The 15,930-nt window shown below is 41.0% G+C and carries 15 protein-coding genes; 11 read left to right on the top strand and 4 right to left on the bottom strand.

Annotation, left to right across the window (positions count from 1 at the left end; genetic code table 11):
* Positions 1-79: 79 nt before the first annotated feature.
* From I6G42_RS01280 to dltD, 5 genes are all read left to right on the top strand, one after another.
* Entirely contained in the window at positions 80-1,453 is a 1,374-nt protein-coding gene (locus I6G42_RS01280) for a M20 family metallopeptidase (RefSeq protein ID WP_038804672.1), read from the top strand.
* Positions 1,446-2,507 (top strand): methionine ABC transporter ATP-binding protein, encoded by a 1,062-nt coding sequence (locus I6G42_RS01275; RefSeq protein ID WP_038804671.1) that lies wholly within the window; start codon positions 1,446-1,448, stop codon positions 2,505-2,507. Before I6G42_RS01280 ends, I6G42_RS01275 begins: the two co-directional genes overlap by 8 nt.
* A gap of 1 nt (position 2,508) precedes the next feature.
* On the top strand, positions 2,509-3,201 hold the full coding sequence (locus tag I6G42_RS01270) for a methionine ABC transporter permease (protein ID WP_038804670.1): 693 nt from the start codon (positions 2,509-2,511) through the stop codon (positions 3,199-3,201).
* A 172-nt stretch (positions 3,202-3,373) separates the two neighbouring features.
* Complete coding sequence (dltB, locus tag I6G42_RS01265; protein WP_038804669.1) at positions 3,374-4,528, top strand: D-alanyl-lipoteichoic acid biosynthesis protein DltB; 1,155 nt, start codon at positions 3,374-3,376, stop codon at positions 4,526-4,528.
* Between the two features lie 47 nt (positions 4,529-4,575).
* The gene (dltD, locus tag I6G42_RS01260) at positions 4,576-5,748 is read left to right on the top strand and encodes a D-alanyl-lipoteichoic acid biosynthesis protein DltD (protein WP_038804668.1); all 1,173 of its coding nucleotides are present in this window, start codon (positions 4,576-4,578) and stop codon (positions 5,746-5,748) included.
* Between the two features lie 174 nt (positions 5,749-5,922).
* Here the strand turns inward: dltD and I6G42_RS01255 are convergent, their stop codons facing one another.
* Complete coding sequence (locus tag I6G42_RS01255) at positions 5,923-6,492, bottom strand: MptD family putative ECF transporter S component (RefSeq protein ID WP_038804667.1); 570 nt, start codon at positions 6,490-6,492, stop codon at positions 5,923-5,925.
* Between the two features lie 133 nt (positions 6,493-6,625).
* Between I6G42_RS01255 and I6G42_RS01250 the strand changes: the two genes are divergently transcribed.
* The 5 genes from I6G42_RS01250 to nrdI all read left to right on the top strand — a co-directional run bounded on the left by I6G42_RS01250 (position 6,626) and on the right by nrdI (position 11,329).
* Complete coding sequence (locus I6G42_RS01250; protein ID WP_000514455.1) at positions 6,626-7,240, top strand: YesL family protein; 615 nt, start codon at positions 6,626-6,628, stop codon at positions 7,238-7,240.
* Positions 7,218-8,888 carry a sensor histidine kinase gene (locus tag I6G42_RS01245; RefSeq protein WP_068981906.1) on the top strand — a complete coding sequence of 557 codons (1,671 nt, stop codon included), beginning with the start codon at positions 7,218-7,220 and terminating at the stop codon, positions 8,886-8,888. Before I6G42_RS01250 ends, I6G42_RS01245 begins: the two co-directional genes overlap by 23 nt.
* Positions 8,889-8,900: 12 nt before the next feature.
* The gene (locus I6G42_RS01240) at positions 8,901-10,187 is read left to right on the top strand and encodes a response regulator transcription factor (protein ID WP_038804666.1); all 1,287 of its coding nucleotides are present in this window, start codon (positions 8,901-8,903) and stop codon (positions 10,185-10,187) included.
* A 60-nt stretch (positions 10,188-10,247) separates the two neighbouring features.
* Positions 10,248-10,781 carry a hypothetical protein gene (locus I6G42_RS01235; RefSeq protein WP_038804665.1) on the top strand — a complete coding sequence of 178 codons (534 nt, stop codon included), beginning with the start codon at positions 10,248-10,250 and terminating at the stop codon, positions 10,779-10,781.
* Between the two features lie 77 nt (positions 10,782-10,858).
* A complete protein-coding gene (nrdI, locus tag I6G42_RS01230) occupies positions 10,859-11,329 on the top strand; it encodes a class Ib ribonucleoside-diphosphate reductase assembly flavoprotein NrdI (RefSeq protein ID WP_038804664.1) in 471 nt (156 codons plus the stop codon).
* 84 nt (positions 11,330-11,413) lie between these two features.
* Here nrdI and I6G42_RS01225 read toward each other — a convergent pair whose 3' ends face one another.
* From I6G42_RS01225 to argS, 3 genes are all read right to left on the bottom strand, one after another.
* Positions 11,414-12,676, bottom strand: coding sequence for an NRAMP family divalent metal transporter (locus I6G42_RS01225; protein ID WP_038804663.1), 1,263 nt, complete (start codon positions 12,674-12,676; stop codon positions 11,414-11,416).
* A gap of 195 nt (positions 12,677-12,871) precedes the next feature.
* Positions 12,872-13,117, bottom strand: coding sequence for a hypothetical protein (locus I6G42_RS01220; protein ID WP_000084853.1), 246 nt, complete (start codon positions 13,115-13,117; stop codon positions 12,872-12,874).
* A 518-nt stretch (positions 13,118-13,635) separates the two neighbouring features.
* Positions 13,636-15,324 carry an arginine--tRNA ligase gene (gene argS / locus I6G42_RS01215; protein ID WP_038804662.1) on the bottom strand — a complete coding sequence of 563 codons (1,689 nt, stop codon included), beginning with the start codon at positions 15,322-15,324 and terminating at the stop codon, positions 13,636-13,638.
* 147 nt (positions 15,325-15,471) lie between these two features.
* Here argS and argR point away from each other — a divergent pair, with 147 nt between their 5' ends.
* Positions 15,472-15,918: an arginine repressor gene (argR, locus tag I6G42_RS01210; protein ID WP_038804661.1), complete on the top strand. Its 447-nt coding sequence runs from the start codon at positions 15,472-15,474 to the stop codon at positions 15,916-15,918.
* Positions 15,919-15,930: the final 12 nt, after the last annotated feature.

Raw genomic sequence — 15,930 nt, 5'->3', positions numbered from 1 at the left:
AGAGAGTTTCCACCTCTTACTTTTGTCTAGAGCATGGATTGTAAAGAAGACTATACGTTCATAGAAAGGTAGAGAGAATATGGTTTTTCCTAGTGAACAAGAACAGATTGAGAAATTTGAAAAGGATCATGTAGCCCAGCATTATTTTGAGGTTTTGCGTACCTTGATTTCCAAGAAATCAGTCTTTGCCCAGCAGGTTGGACTCAAAGAAGTCGCAAACTATCTGGGTGAGATTTTCAAGCGTGTAGGAGCTGAAGTGGAGATTGATGAGAGCCACACGGCGCCTTTTGTCATGGCGCATTTCAAGAGTTCGCGTCCAGATGCTAAGACTTTGATCTTCTATAATCACTATGACACTGTGCCAGCGGATGGGGATCAGGTGTGGACAGAGGATCCTTTTACTCTTTCGGTGCGAAATGGCTTCATGTATGGGCGTGGAGTTGACGACGACAAGGGTCATATCACAGCTCGGTTGAGTGCTCTGAGAAAGTATATGCAACACCATGATGACCTGCCTGTCAACATCAGCTTTATCATGGAAGGGGCAGAGGAGTCTGCTTCCATGGATCTAGATAAGTATTTAGAGAAACACGCAGACAAACTTCGTGGAGCGGACTTGCTAGTTTGGGAGCAAGGAACCAAAAATGCCTTGGAGCAGTTAGAAATTTCTGGTGGAAACAAGGGAATCGTGACCTTTGATGCAAAGGTGAAAAGTGCGGATGTGGACATTCACTCGAGTTATGGTGGTGTCGTGGAATCAGCTCCATGGTATCTTATCCAGGTCTTAAGTAGCCTACGCGCTGCAGATGGCCGTATATTGGTAGAAGGCTTGCACGATGATGTGCAAGAGCCAAATGAACGAGAACTAGCCTTGGTAGATACCTACGCCCAACGCAATCCTGAGGAAATCAGTCGCATTTATGGCTTGGAACTGCCTCTCTTACAAGAGGAACGTGCAGCCTTTCTCAAACGTTTCTTTTTCGAGCCAGCCCTTAATATCGAAGGGATTCAGTCAGGGTATCAGGGGCAAGGGGTTAAAACGATTTTGCCAGCAGAAGCCAGCGCCAAGCTAGAGGTTCGTTTGGTTCCTGGCCTAGAACCGCACGATGTTCTGGAAAAAATTCGGAAACAGCTAGACAAAAATGGCTTTGATAAGGTAGAATTATACTATACCTTGGGAGAGATGAGCTATCGAAGCGATATGAGCGCGCCAGCCATTCTCAATGTGATCGAGTTGGCCAAGAAATTCTATCCACAGGGCGTTTCAGTCTTGCCGACAACAGCGGGGACAGGACCTATGCATACGGTCTTTGATGCCCTAGAGGTACCAATGGTTGCCTTCGGTCTAGGAAATGCCAATAGCCGAGACCACGGTGGAGATGAAAACGTGCGAATCGCCGATTACTACACCCATATTGAATTAGTAGAGGAGCTGATTAGAAGCTATGAGTAGAGATATTATCAAGTTAGATCAGATCGATGTGACCTTTCATCAAAAGAAGAGAACCATCACAGCGGTCAAGGATGTGACCATTCACATCCAAGAAGGGGATATCTACGGTATCGTTGGATATTCTGGAGCAGGGAAATCAACCCTTGTACGGGTGATTAACCTCTTGCAAAAGCCATCTGCAGGGAAAATTACCATTGATAACGACGTCATTTTTGACGGCGAGGTGACCTTGACTGCAGAGCAGTTGCGTCGTAAGCGTCAAGATATCGGGATGATTTTCCAACACTTCAATCTGATGAGTCAAAAGACAGCAGAGGAAAATGTAGCCTTTGCCCTCAAACACTCTGGACTCAGCAAGGAAGAAAAGAAAGCCAAGGTAGCTAAGTTGTTAGACTTGGTTGGTTTGGCAGATCGCGCTGAAAACTACCCTTCTCAACTTTCTGGAGGACAAAAACAGCGTGTGGCTATCGCGCGTGCCTTGGCCAATGATCCAAAAATCTTGATTTCAGATGAGTCAACGTCTGCCCTTGACCCTAAGACAACTAAGCAGATTTTAGCCTTGTTGCAAGATTTGAACCAAAAATTAGGTTTGACGGTTGTCTTGATTACGCATGAAATGCAGATTGTCAAGGATATTGCCAACCGTGTGGCAGTTATGCAGGATGGCCGTTTGATTGAAGAGGGCAGTGTTCTTGAAATCTTCTCAGATCCAAAACAACCTTTGACCCAGGACTTTATCTCAACAGCCACAGGTATTGACGAAGCCATGGTTAAGATTGAGAAGCAAGAAATCGTAGAACATTTATCTGAAAACAGTATCTTAGTGCAGCTCAAGTATGCAGGGGCTTCGACAGACGAGCCACTTTTGAATGAATTGTACAAACATTACCAAGTAACGGCTAATATCCTTTATGGAAATATCGAAATTCTCGATGGTACTCCCGTTGGAGAATTAGTGGTGGTCTTGTCAGGAGAAAAAGCAGCGCTAGCAGGTGCTCAAGAAGCCATTCGTCAAGCAGGTGTACAGCTAAAAGTATTGAAGGGAGGACAGTAGAATGACAGAGTTTATTCAAACTTACTTACCAAATGTCTATAAGATGGGCTGGGCTGGTCAGGCAGGCTGGGGAACAGCTATCTACCTAACTCTTTATATGACGGTTCTTTCCTTCATCATTGGAGGGTTCTTGGGACTGGTAGCAGGTCTCTTCCTTGTCTTGACTGCGCCAGGTGGTGTCTTGGAAAATAAGGTTATCTTTTGGATTTTAGACAAGATCACCTCCATTTTCCGTGCAGTTCCTTTCATCATCCTCTTGGCTATCTTGTCGCCACTTTCTCACTTGATTGTTAAGACTAGTATTGGGCCAAATGCAGCCCTTGTCCCACTTTCTTTTGCAGTCTTTGCCTTCTTTGCCCGTCAGGTGCAGGTTGTCTTGGCTGAGCTAGATGGCGGTGTCATTGAGGCGGCGCAGGCTAGTGGAGCGACCTTCTGGGACATCGTGGGTGTTTACCTATCAGAAGGTTTGCCAGATTTGATTCGTGTGACGACTGTAACCTTGATTTCCCTTGTCGGGGAAACAGCCATGGCTGGTGCGGTTGGAGCAGGTGGTATCGGTAACGTAGCCATTGCTTATGGATTTAACCGTTTCAATCACGATGTGACAGTCTTAGCAACCATTATTATCATCTTGATTATCTTTACAATCCAGTTCTTGGGAGATTTCTTGACCAAGAAATTAAGTCATAAATAAAAAGAGCCCTTCGGCTCTTTTTTGTTCTAGGAAGCTGCCAACAGGGGCATTTAAAGTTTTTAAATTATGGTATAATAGATAAAGTTAACTCTCTCTGGTAATAGGGTAGAAAAAAAAACAGAAAGATAAACCTTAAAGCGAGATGAGAAAATGAAAAAGGAGTTCGGTTGATATGAATTATTTCGAGGGGAATGAGTTTTTCCTTCTCTTATTTGTAGTTTTACTGATTGGTTTTGTGGTAAACTTTTTTGAAAAACGTAAGGACTACTATATTTTGGCGCTCTCCCTCTTATTCGCAGGAGCTATTTATGGCAAGAGCCGAGCGATGATTGTCTATTTGCTCGCCTTTATCGTTTACCAGTATTTTCTGGTTTTTCTAGCACAGAGGATAGAGGCAAAGTGGCTGAAACCACTGGTTTTCCTTTCCATTCTTCCTTTGGTGATCAATAAAGTCTTTGCTCTGACTTCTCTGCATTTGTTGGCCTTTATTGGAATTTCCTACATGTCCTTTAAGACCATTCAGATCATGCTAGAAATATCGGATGGCTTGATCAAAGAAAAAATCACTGTAAAAGATTATTTACAGTTTTTGCTCTTTTTCCCAACAGTTAGTGCTGGTCCGATTGATCGGAGTAGGAGATTTTTAAAAGAGATAAACGAGGTCATGCCTCGAAAAGAGTATCTAGAGTTGGCAGGGGACGGTGTTTATCGTGTCGTTTTAGGTCTACTTTATAAGGTTGTTTTGTCAACCTATGTTTATCAGATGTTACTCGCTCTAAGCAATACGGGTACAGTCGTCTACTCAATTAAATATATGTACCTCTATACCTTGTATCTATTTTTCGACTTTGCAGGCTATAGTCTAATGGCTGTTGGAAGTAGTAACATTCTAGGTATTCAGACACCGATGAACTTTAACAAACCTTTCTTGAGTGTCGATATCAAGGATTTCTGGACCAGATGGCATATCACCTTGTCGACTTGGTTGAGAGATTTCGTGTTTTCAAGAGTATTGATGCAGGTTATCAGGAAAAAATGGTTTAAAAATAGACTACACAATGCAACCTATGCCTATATGGTCAATATGTTGGTCATGGGTTTTTGGCATGGTCTTAGTGTTAGCTACATTGTTTATGGTTTTTATCATGGTGTCTTGATGGCTGGATTTGAAGTGTATCAAAAGAAAAGCAATTTTTATAAGAAAAATAAAAACAAAAAATGGTATAAGCTATTAAGTTGGTTTGTGACCATGAATTTGGTTATGGTTGGTTTCTTTATCTTTTCAGGTGAACCCTATAAAATCTTGCTTACGATTTTAAAGAGATAAGAGATTGAAAAGAAGTCTGCCAGATTGAAGGGATAGGATAAAACGAGATGATTAAATTAAAAGCATTTTTACTATCGCTTGTGCTCGTAATTGCGACGCTTGCCCTTTTAAATGTGACGTATGTCAAGAAGATTGATGATTATTATAAAGTCAAGGATAACAGTATTCGTTATAGCACCTCGTATGAAAAGTATAAAAGTAGAGATATTCTAACAAGCAATATCACCCCCAATACACTGGTTCTAATGGGTTCTTCAGAGTTGGTTGCAACGATAAATGAAGACTATCATCCTAATAAAATTTTTAACTACAACGATTTTAATATCATGCAGATTGGGACTAGTTATTCTCAAAACATCATTCAAGCTACGACCTTGGGCTCTATTGAAGGATCTATGACCAAGCGAAAAGTAGCTATAGTAGAGTCGGTTCAGTGGTTTGAAAAAGATGGGACTCATCAAGATGCCTTTTTGAACAAGGCTTCTCAGGAACATATTTTCCACATGCTAGATAATGACAAGATTAGTAAAGAAACGAAAGAAAAACTAATCAATCGCATTATCGAGATTACCAAGGGGAACAAGCAACAAAATGACATCTATAAAAAATATAAAAGTTATTTCATAGATGGAAAAGGAACCATTGTTGATAAAAAACTACTGGAGTTTGAGAACGCGATGTATTCCTTTAAGCTCAAACGAAAATTTTATGAAAATCATGAGAAATCAGATTATCCTTCACTAGGAGACAAAACCCCAGACTATGATTGGGAGAAAATGACGGCTCAGTTTGTGGAAGAGGTCAAAAAGAAAACAGACAGTAATGACTATGCTGTTGATAATAACTACTACAATACTTACTTAAAAGACCGCTATGCATCGCTGAAAGATTCTAATAAAGATTTGAGTTACCTAGAGTCACCAGAATATTCAGATATGGAACTTTTCTTGACAGTTGCTAAGGAATTGGGCATTGAAGTTGAGGTTATTATTTTCCCAGTAAACGGGAAATGGAACGACTACACTGGTGTCTCAAGAGAAATGCGAGAAAAAACTTATAAAAAAATAGAAGATGTCGCAAAAAGCCATGGTGCAACGGTACTAAACTATGGAAACAGAGAGTATGATGATTACTTTTTATTTGACGTGATGCACGTTGGAGTGAAAGGATGGATGGAAGTTGAAAAAGAACTTTACAAATTTGCAAACCAAGCTAACTAACACACAGCGTTTAATCTTGTGGACACTATTTTTCTATACGGTTATCTTAAGCATCGTGATTTACTGTTTTGTGACCGATTTTTCGAATATTCAAGAATTTATCTATAGTGAATTCTAAGATTGTATACAAAAAGGCCCTGGAACTAGGCATTGCTAGTCTTCAGGGCTTTTACGTTACATTTTATCGGTGATTTTTTGACTTAGAAATTGCCCCATCACAGCCCCCATCAAGGCACCTAGGAGGATGCTTGCGACAAAGAGAAGGATTTTGTCCAACTCGGGAGCGACCATGATACGGTCGATGTATTCCTGAGATTTTCCACGAGCGAGGAGAGCTGCCTCGTAGGATGCTGGATTGATCCACATGAGGAGGATAGGACCACTTGTGCTAAAAGCAAAGACGAGGAAGGAGAGAAGATTTTTAATCTTATCCTGATAGTGGCCGAGGCGAGCAGTGACATCTGCTGCAAGACCGCAAGTGATAGCAGGTAGAAAGGCGCCAGCGCCGTGTTTACTAGCTAGGAAAAAAATTGCCATAAAGAGCCCGAGAGTGGTGATTGCACCAAAACGAGGAACCTTTGCTAAAAGAAGCATGTAGACGCTTCCCCCGACAAAGGCAGAAAAGGCAGGCGCGTAGAACATATTGCCCGTTGAGTCTACCAAGTGTCCAAGTAATACTCCAATCCCTAGACAAAGGAAGTAGAGAACGACGGCTAAGAGGGTAGTTAAGATATTTTTCTTCATGAGAATCTCCTTATATAAAACTGTCAAAATCAATTGTATCACGCTTTTAGAGTATTGTAAATGGGAGCTCTATGTTTTTGAAAACGTTTGAAATATGATATAATAGTTACATAGTTGTTTTAAGGAGGATATCATGGGAAAGTTTCTAGAATTCGTCTTTAATCGTTTCTTTTTAGGAATGATTGCGACGGCTTTTTTCTGGTTATTGACACTAGCAGGAGGTGTGGTCTTTGGTTTGGCACCAGCTAGTGCAACTCTTATGAGTTTATATGCGGAGCACGGTTATACTTATCGAGCTTATAGTTTGAAAGAAGCTTGGGAATTGTATAAGAGTAACTTTGTCAAGAGCAACTTAGCTTTCTATAGTTTTGTACTTGTAGATCTAGTCTTAGTCTATGGTTTGTACCTTTTGGTTCAATTGCCCCATCAGACTATCTTCCATCTCTTGGCAACCTTTCTCAATATCCTTGTTGTTGCCTTTGTTTTTTTGGCTTATACCGTTTCATTGAAACTCCAAGTTCACTATGAGCTCTCTTATCGAAATACTGTAAAACTCGCTCTTATCGGGATTTTTATGAATTTGCCGGCAATTGCCAAGGTTTTATTTGGTACGGTCATGCTTGTAGGAATTGGTTACTATATGCCCGCCTTGCTTTCCTTCGTAGGAATTGGGATGTGGCATTTCTTTATCAGTGATATGTTGGAACCCGTATATGAAAGTATCCATGAAAAATTGGCGACAAAATAAAATGAAGCCGTTCTGGCTCCACTCGCTCTTGCGCATCTATACCTTGGTGATGATTGTCATCATTGCAAGCTTTGCGGTCATGCTCTCCTATGCTGACTGGAGTTCTCGTGAAAAAGAAGCTCAACGAGTAGCTCAACGTGTGACGACTCGGACAGTGAGTGAGATTGAATATTACCACAGAGAGTCGACTCAGCTAGCACAGGAACTGGTTGAAAATCGAGCACGGATTGAAGGGATCTACAAGTATTTTAGTCTGAGTACATCGGATTATTTTTACTGGCTGTTGCAACGTAAAGCGTCTCCCTATGTCTCAGTATCCTTGTATGAAAAGATTGATGATTTGTATGTAAGAAATGACTTTGTGACAGGTGTTGCAATTGTTTTGCAAGACTACAAGGAAGTCTTCGTTTCTACTAGAGAGAAACGTAGCGGGGAGAAAGTTCTTGCTGAGGATTTCAAACCAGCAGCCAATAGTTTTGCCATACCAGTACTTGATCCTAACTCCGATCAGTCTCTAGGTGTTATCTACATTTCTTTATCGCAGGATGTACTTTACCAAGCAATTGATAATACTCGCGGTCTGATTCCCGTGGCCGTGACGATCACCTCCCCTTTTGATACTGAATTGTTTCATATAGGGGAAAATGTAGTAGCTGAACGGGAAAATTGGATTGTAGGTTTGACATCACACGGCTATCAAGTCCAATCAGCAGTTCCTAAGGATTTTGTTCTTACTGGGACTTTAACTAGTTCCGCTGTCATTGTTGGTTTGAGTGTTCTCTTTATTATTATTTTATATGTGACCTTGAGGCAGACCTTCTCCAATTACCAAAGGCAGGTTGTGGATCTGGTCGAGTCTATCGAGGTTATTGCCCAAGGAGAAGAGGGACTTCGGATCGATACCTCTGAAAAAGATCAAGAATTGCTTCTCATTGCGGAAACCACCAATGATATGTTGGATCGCCTGGAAAAAAATATCCACGATATTTACCAGCTAGAGCTAAGTCAGAAAGATGCCAATATGAGGGCCTTACAAGCTCAAATCAATCCTCACTTCATGTACAATACCTTAGAGTTTCTGCGCATGTATGCCGTTATGGAAAGCCAAGATGAACTGGCGGATATTATCTATGAATTTAGCAGTTTACTACGCAATAATATCTCCGACGAGCGGGAAACGACGCTGAAGCAAGAATTAGAATTTTGTCGCAAATACAGCTATCTCTGTATGGTGCGTTATCCAAAGTCAGTTGCCTATGGTTTTAAGATCGCACCCGAATTAGAAAATATGAGGGTTCCCAAGTTTACGCTCCAACCATTGGTAGAAAACTACTTTGCCCACGGTATTGACCACCGCCGAACAGACAATGTGATCAGTATCAAGGTTTTGAAGGGCCAAGGTTTTGTTGAAATCCTAGTGGTAGACAATGGTCGCGGGATGACTGCTGAGAAATTAGCTAGCTTGCAAGAAAAACTAACTCAGAGAAGTTTTGAGCACGAGGCAAGCTATAGCGGAGAGCGACAATCAATTGGAATAGTCAATGTACACGAACGCTTTGTCCTCTATTTTGGGGATCGCTACAAAATCAGTGTCGAGTCAGCTGAGCAAGAAGGTGTTCGTTACCGTATTACTATTCAAAATGAATAGAAAGGAAGGGAAATGTATAAAGTTTTATTAGTAGACGACGAGTATATGGTGACAGAGGGGCTCAAGCGATTAATCCCTTTTGAAAAATGGGATATGCAAGTCGTCGCAACAGCTAGTCACGCAGATGATGCTTTGGACTACGTTAAGAAAAATCCAGTAGATGTGGTCATTTCCGATGTCAATATGCCAGATAAGACAGGGCTTGAGATGATTAAGGAAATGAAGGAGCTGCTTCCAGATACCTATTATATCTTGCTGTCAGGTTATCAGGAGTTTGAGTACGTCAAAAAAGCCATGAACCTTAGTGTCGTGGATTATCTGGTGAAGCCAGTGGATAAGGTGGAGTTGAGTCATCTATTAGAAAAAATTGCGAGACAGCTTCAGGAAAAGGTGGAGCAAAGCCAAACTCTCAGCCAAGAATTGGACGAAGAGGGCTTTATCAACTTCTTAGCGGGCAAAGACAGCTGGTGGATTGGTCTATCCAAGGAAAAGCAAGGCTCTTTCACTATTCCTTACTATGTTTTAGGTCAAGACTGGCAGATTTTTATCTCTGATCAACCACTGGATGGCATCGTCGTGACACCATTTGAAGCGCCCTACCAACAAGCCTTTGAAAAATGGAAGATCAACGCAGAAAAAGCCCTCTTTTACGGTTCTGTCAATCTAGAAAAATCCGAGAGTCTATTTGCTTATTACGAACCGATTTATCGCGTGATTATCCAAGGGAATATCAATCAAATCATCGAGGAATTAACCCTGCTGGAGAAGGTCGTTTTGGAGAATACTCCGCGCGTGGCCATCACCAAACAACTCTTTACTCAGTTTGTCATGGATGTCTTCCACTTGTTTGAGCATCTAAAAGCGGATGATATGACCGAGATTGTCAAAGCCATCCATGCTATTAACTCCTTTAAAGAATTGGTTGCCTACATCAAAGAAACCTTGACTAAGTTTTTTGGTCAGTACCGCATGAATGAAAATGTGGTGAGTGTTCTTGAAGTCATCGGGCGTGATTATCAGAAAGAGCTCTCGCTTAAGGATATCAGCAAGGATCTCTTTATCAATCCTGTCTACCTCGGTCAGTTAATCAAGCGAGAAACCAACTCAACCTTCGCAGAATTGCTCAACAAACAGCGGATTAAGGCAGCGCAACAGCTCTTGCTTTCAACCAATGATAGTATTGAAGATGTTTGCTATGCTGTTGGTTACAGCAATGTTGGATATTTCTACAAGGTTTTCCGTAAATTGTGCGGAAAATCACCAAAAGCTTACCGCAAACAAGTCGAAAGTTCCCTGTAAAACTTGTATTTACGTGCAAAAAATGCTATAATGTCCAAAATACCTTAAGGAGGAAAAATTATGAAAAAGAAACCTATTTATCTTTGGGTTTTATTAGTCCTATCAGCATTGATTTCAGCTATGTCTTTGTTTGGAATACTAAGTCCAGTACCTAGTAAAGAAGCACTAGGTGCCAGTCAAGCACAAGTACAAGGCATTAGCGCTCAGCAGCTGGAGGATACGATTAATTATCTACATAAGACAGCTGAATTATCGCATTCGACTGTTAACATCGTTTTGATTATTTTATCTGCGATTTTAGTAGTCGCAGGTATTGTGCTCTTGGTTCGTAATCATTTGCAATATGCAAATTATGCTTACATTGCTTATGTTTTGCTTGCCATTGTTGGTTCGATTTATACTTATATGGGTATGCAAGATGCTGTACAAGCTATCCGTGATGAGACTTTGCGACTAGGAACAGAAGTCCTTGGAAAGGGAACAACGATTTTATTTGTTGTTATCAATGTCCTCTTCCTTGCCATTGTCTTTTACAAGATGTGGCGTCAACAAAAAGATTTGTCTGAGGAAGTTGAAGCAGAAGAAGCCGCCTAAGTATTGACAAAAGGGAACTATCAAGTTACAATCTTGTTAGTTCTTTTTATATCGTAAACATAAAAATCGAGGTCAAAATGAAAAAAATATCCTTAGTGTATATCAGTTTGAGTGGGAATACAGAGAGTTTTGTAACCCGACTCAAGGACTATCTCCTGTCTCAGTACGAAGGGATTGAGGTACAAAAGATTCATATCAAGGATCTAGTCAAGGAAGGGAAAGATTTCTTTGAGATGGATCATCCTTATGTCGCCTTTTTACCAACTTATCTAGAAGGTGGAAATGGTGTCAATAACGGCGATGTTGAGATTTTAACGACTCCAGTGGGTGATTTTATCGCCTATGGAGACAATGCCAGTAAGTGTTTTGGTGTAGTGGGCTCTGGTAATCGCAATTTTAATAACCAGTACTGTCTGACTGCCAAGCAGTACAGCCAGCGCTTTGGTTTCCCGGTCCTAGCAGACTTTGAAATGCGTGGAATGCTGGGAGATATTAAAAAGGTCGCAGCGATTATCGCGGACTTATATGGATTGGGTTCAGAAAGTTAGAATCGTTCAAGTAGGCAGTTGGATTTTCTCAACTGCCTTTTGAATGCAGAAAAAGGCACCCAGACGAGGGTGCTGCTTTGTGAACTAACCTGCTTTTCCGATGGCAAGTGCATAGATAAAGAAAATAGCAAAGCCAAAGAGGAAAATCAATCCTGCGATTGCGAGGAGTTTTAGCCAAGAAGGAAGATTTTTATTTTCACCTGTCACCAACACATAGTTCAAAAGGGCAAAGAATGGTGTTGTCAGAAAAGATCCAATCATGGCAAAGCGGAGCATGGTTGAAACTTGACCGGCAAAGAACTTGATGATGACGATACCAATGATAGCTGTGATGGTCATCCAGATGTTCAAAGATTTACGATTATCCTCTTTTTGATTTGCCAAGAGTTGAAGGGAGGCCTGATTGACACGTGAATAGCCATCGATAACAGTAATTACTGTCCCAAAGATACAGAGAAAGGCGATAAAGGTAATCAAATATCGAGACCATTCGCCAAGGACAGAGGCATACATGCCCACAAATTGCGAGATGTACTTGGCTGAAGCAGCTTCAACCGCTTGTCCTGTAGGATACTGAATCAGTGCTCCTAGTGCCACAAAGAATACAGCCAGGATAGCAGTCCCAATGTACCCAACGTTAAAGTCGAACAGAGCATCCTCTGTATTAAAGTTAACGGTCTTTTTCTTTTCGGCTGACCAAAGTGAGTTGATGGCTGAAATTTCAATAGGAGCAGGCATCCAGCCTAGAAGGGAAACGATAAAGGGTAGGGCTGCCATTTGCCAAGGTGTTTTCTCGATAAAATCAGAGCTGTATTCTGGGTGCTTAACGGCAGCAATGATGACGGCAAGAACAGTTGCAATAGTCAAGGCAGACATGATCCATTTTGCCATACCGTCCAATAGTTTGTAGCCTCCAAAGAGCAACATAGCCCAAATGACCGCAACAAGGATAAGGGACCATTGAGTGATGCTAAGACCAATCATTGGAAAGGCGCTAGCAATGATGGCTGAGCAAAGGATGGCAACACCGGCAGTATTGACCAAGGCAGAAAAGACATTGAGAATAAAGAAAATCCAGAGATAGAGTTTTCCTTTTTCGGCATAACCTTCGACCAGGGTTTTACCAGTGTCGGCAGTATATTCGGCACCAAAACGGAAAAATGGATATTTAAAAACATTGGCTAAGATGACCAAGAGAAGCAGCGACCATCCATAAGAACCACCGGCTTGAGTGGAGGATACGATGTGAGAACCTCCGACTGCAGCGGAAGCCATTAGGATCCCGGGTCCCATTGCTTTCAGCTTGCTTGTCCAGGTAGATTGGTGTGATGAAGTAACTTGTGACATAAAAACCTCCCGTTTTTGAATTTTCAGAATAATCTGAATAGATAGCTACTATTCTACAAGAAACTTATGAAAAATGCAAGAGAATTTTTGAAAAATTTAGAAAATTTCAGAAAAATCATATGAAAGATATGATTATCAAAAAGAAATGGTATTGATGGGAGTAAAAAATCCGAGAAAAAAGCTTCTCGGATTCCCTTATTTCAGTTGCTCAGTGATTTCCTTAGAAAGCAGGAGTCCCAAACGGTAACCTTTATTGATGTAGTCAATCACATCATTGATATTTTCCGTTGTTTGGATCCTTTCGCGTATGTCTGTTTTGAAAGCTTCGTCCTTCAGAAGCTGTTCCTGAAGGAGTTGTTGAAGTTTTTCTTTTTCGTATTTATTGATGAGAAAAAGAACGACAAGACTGATAAGAACTAAGATATAAGCATACTGGCTCATAAAATTTCTCCTGGTTTGATAAAAAAGTTGATGGTATAAGAAAAGCGAAAGAAATTTTCGCTTTTCAACTAAGTGATTAGACTAGCGGAACAGGTATCCGACAGATAAAACAAGACGGTCTTGACCTTTAACCGAAACGTCCGTCCAATTTTTAATGAAGACTAGTAAAGCACCAACTCAAAGACCGAATAGGATTTGGCGTTAGTTACTTAGATTGCTTTGCAATTAAGTGATTTAAAGATTACGACATGAACCAAACCAAACCGATTTCATTTGGTTTGGTGAATTAGTAAAACGTTTAGGCAATTCGTACTGGTTACGACGTTCTGGGACATAAATCGATAATATTTATGTCCCAGAACTAGTGAAGCGCCAAGCCAAATCACCATAGTTACGACGTCATGGCCTCTAAATCGATTATATTTAGGGGTCATGACTAGTGAAGCAGTTAGCTAGTCCGCATATAAGCGGCTAGCGTCTAACAATTAGGAACTTTAGTTCCAATTGTTAGTACTGAATCACATCTTCTCTGGTGCTTCTACTCCAAGCAAACGAAGGGCTTCTTTGAGAACAACAGCTGTTGCGTAGCTGAGGGCTAGACGGCTGTCACGCTCTGGACTTTCATCCAAGATACGAGTGTGAGCATAGTATTTGTTGAAAGCTTGAGCCAAGCTGATTGCGTATTTAGCGATTAGCGACGGATCATAGTTAACAGATGCGCGTTTGATGACACGGGCAAAGTCTTGGAGAAGTTTGATAATTTCCCAGCTTTCAGCATCATTTAGACTGTAATTTGCTTGAGCATTTGGTTGGAAGTCTGCTTTTCTAAGTAGAGACTGAATACGAGCGTAAGCGTATTGGATGTATGGACCAGTTTCTCCTTCAAAGGAAACCATAGCTTCGAGGTCAAAGTCGTAACCATTTCGGCGGTCAGTCTTGAGGTCGTAGAATTTAACAGCTCCCACTCCGACAGCTTGGGCAACCTGTTCCTTGTTTTCGAGGTCAGGATTTTTCGCTTCGATTTGTGCTTTGGCACGGCTGATAGCTTCCTGAAGGGTAGGTTCGAGCAGGATGATATTTCCTTTACGAGTAGAGAGCTTTTGACGATTCTTGGTTACCAAACCGAAGTCTACGTGAATCATATCATCGCTCCAGTCAAATCCCATTTTTTTCAAGACGGCTTTTAACTGTTTAAAGTGGTTAGACTGCTCTTGACCAACTGCGTAGACATTTTTAACAAAATTGTAAGTACGTGCACGGTAGATAGCTGTTGCAATGTCACGTGTGATGTAGAGAGTTGCACCGTCAGATTTCTTAATCATAGCGGGTGGAAGTTCAACATCATCGAGGTTGACAATGCTAGCTCCGCGTGATTCTTCTAGCAAACCTTTTTCTTCAAGGATTTGCACGGCTTCGTCCATCTTGTCATTATAGAAGGCCTCCCCGTTTAAGCTGTCAAATTCAACGTTCAACAGTTTGTAAATGCGGTTGAACTCAACCAAACTTTCGTCACGGAACCACTGCCAAAGTTGAGTCGCTTCTGGATCGCCATCTTCCAATTTTTTAAACCAGAGACGTCCTTCATCATCAAGAGCTGGGTCATTTTCGATTTCAGCATTGATGCGAACGTACAATTTTAACAATTCGTCAATTGGATTAGCTTCTACGGCTTCCTTACTTCCCCATTTTTTATAAGCAACCATGAGAAGACCAAACTGTTTACCCCAGTCTCCAAGGTGGTTGATTTTAATAGTGTTGTAGCCCATTTTCTTAAAGATATTAGAAAGAGCATCTCCGATAACAGTTGAACGTAAGTGACCTACTGAGAAAGGTTTTGCGATGTTTGGACTTGATAGGTCAATCGTGATATTTTGCTCTTTGCCTTCCGTTTGTTGAGCGTAGTCAGATCCTTTTTCGATGATCTCTTTGATAACTGCTCCAGAAATGGCAGCTTTATCAAGGAAGAAGTTGACGTAAGGGCCAGTTGCAACAACTTTTTCAAAGGCTTGGCTGTTGATTTTTTCAGCGATTTCAGCAGCAATCATTTGAGGGGCTTTGCGTTCGACTTTTGCAAGTGAGAAAGCAGGAAAAGCGATATCTCCCATGTCAGAGTTTTTTGGTTGTTCTAGTAAATTTAAAATAGCCTCTTGATCTAGGCTATCGATGACGCTAGCCAATTCACTAGCAATCAGTTTTTTTGTACTCATAAGTAGGCTCCTTTTGGACTTTTATTCTATTTTATCATAAATTTAGTGAAAGAAGAAAGATTTTTTTGAATTATTCAGTTTTTTTGGTATAATTATATCTAAAAATAAACCCGAAATCGGTTATAAATATTCATGTAAGAGGTTGATATGAGAAAAAAAGAACGACACCAGTTGATTAAAAAGATGATCACTGAGGAAAAACTAGCTACACAAAAGGATATCCAAGATCGCCTAGAAGTTCGGAATGTCTTTGTGACGCAAACGACCTTGTCTCGCGATCTGCGCGAAATCGGCTTGATCAAGGTTAAGAAAAATGGTATGGTATATTATGTGCTAGCGAATGAAACAGAAAAGATTGATTTGGTAGAATTTTTGTCGCATCATCTAGAAGGAATTGCGAGAGCAGAGTTTACTTTGGTACTTCATACCAAGCTGGGAGAAGCAGCTGTCTTAGCAAATATTGTTGATGAAAATAAGGACGAGGCGATTTTAGGGACGGTTGCTGGTGCCAATACCTTACTGGTTATTTGTCGAGACCAGCATGTTGCCAAGCTCATGGAAGAGCGTTTGCTAGATTTGATGAAGGATGAATAGGGTTTTGGGACT

Source organism: Streptococcus oralis, assembly GCF_016028255.1.
Classification (GTDB): domain Bacteria; phylum Bacillota; class Bacilli; order Lactobacillales; family Streptococcaceae; genus Streptococcus; species Streptococcus oralis_AC.
The sequence above is the reverse complement of the archived record's forward strand: the minus strand, read 5'-3'. Positions and strand labels throughout refer to the sequence as shown.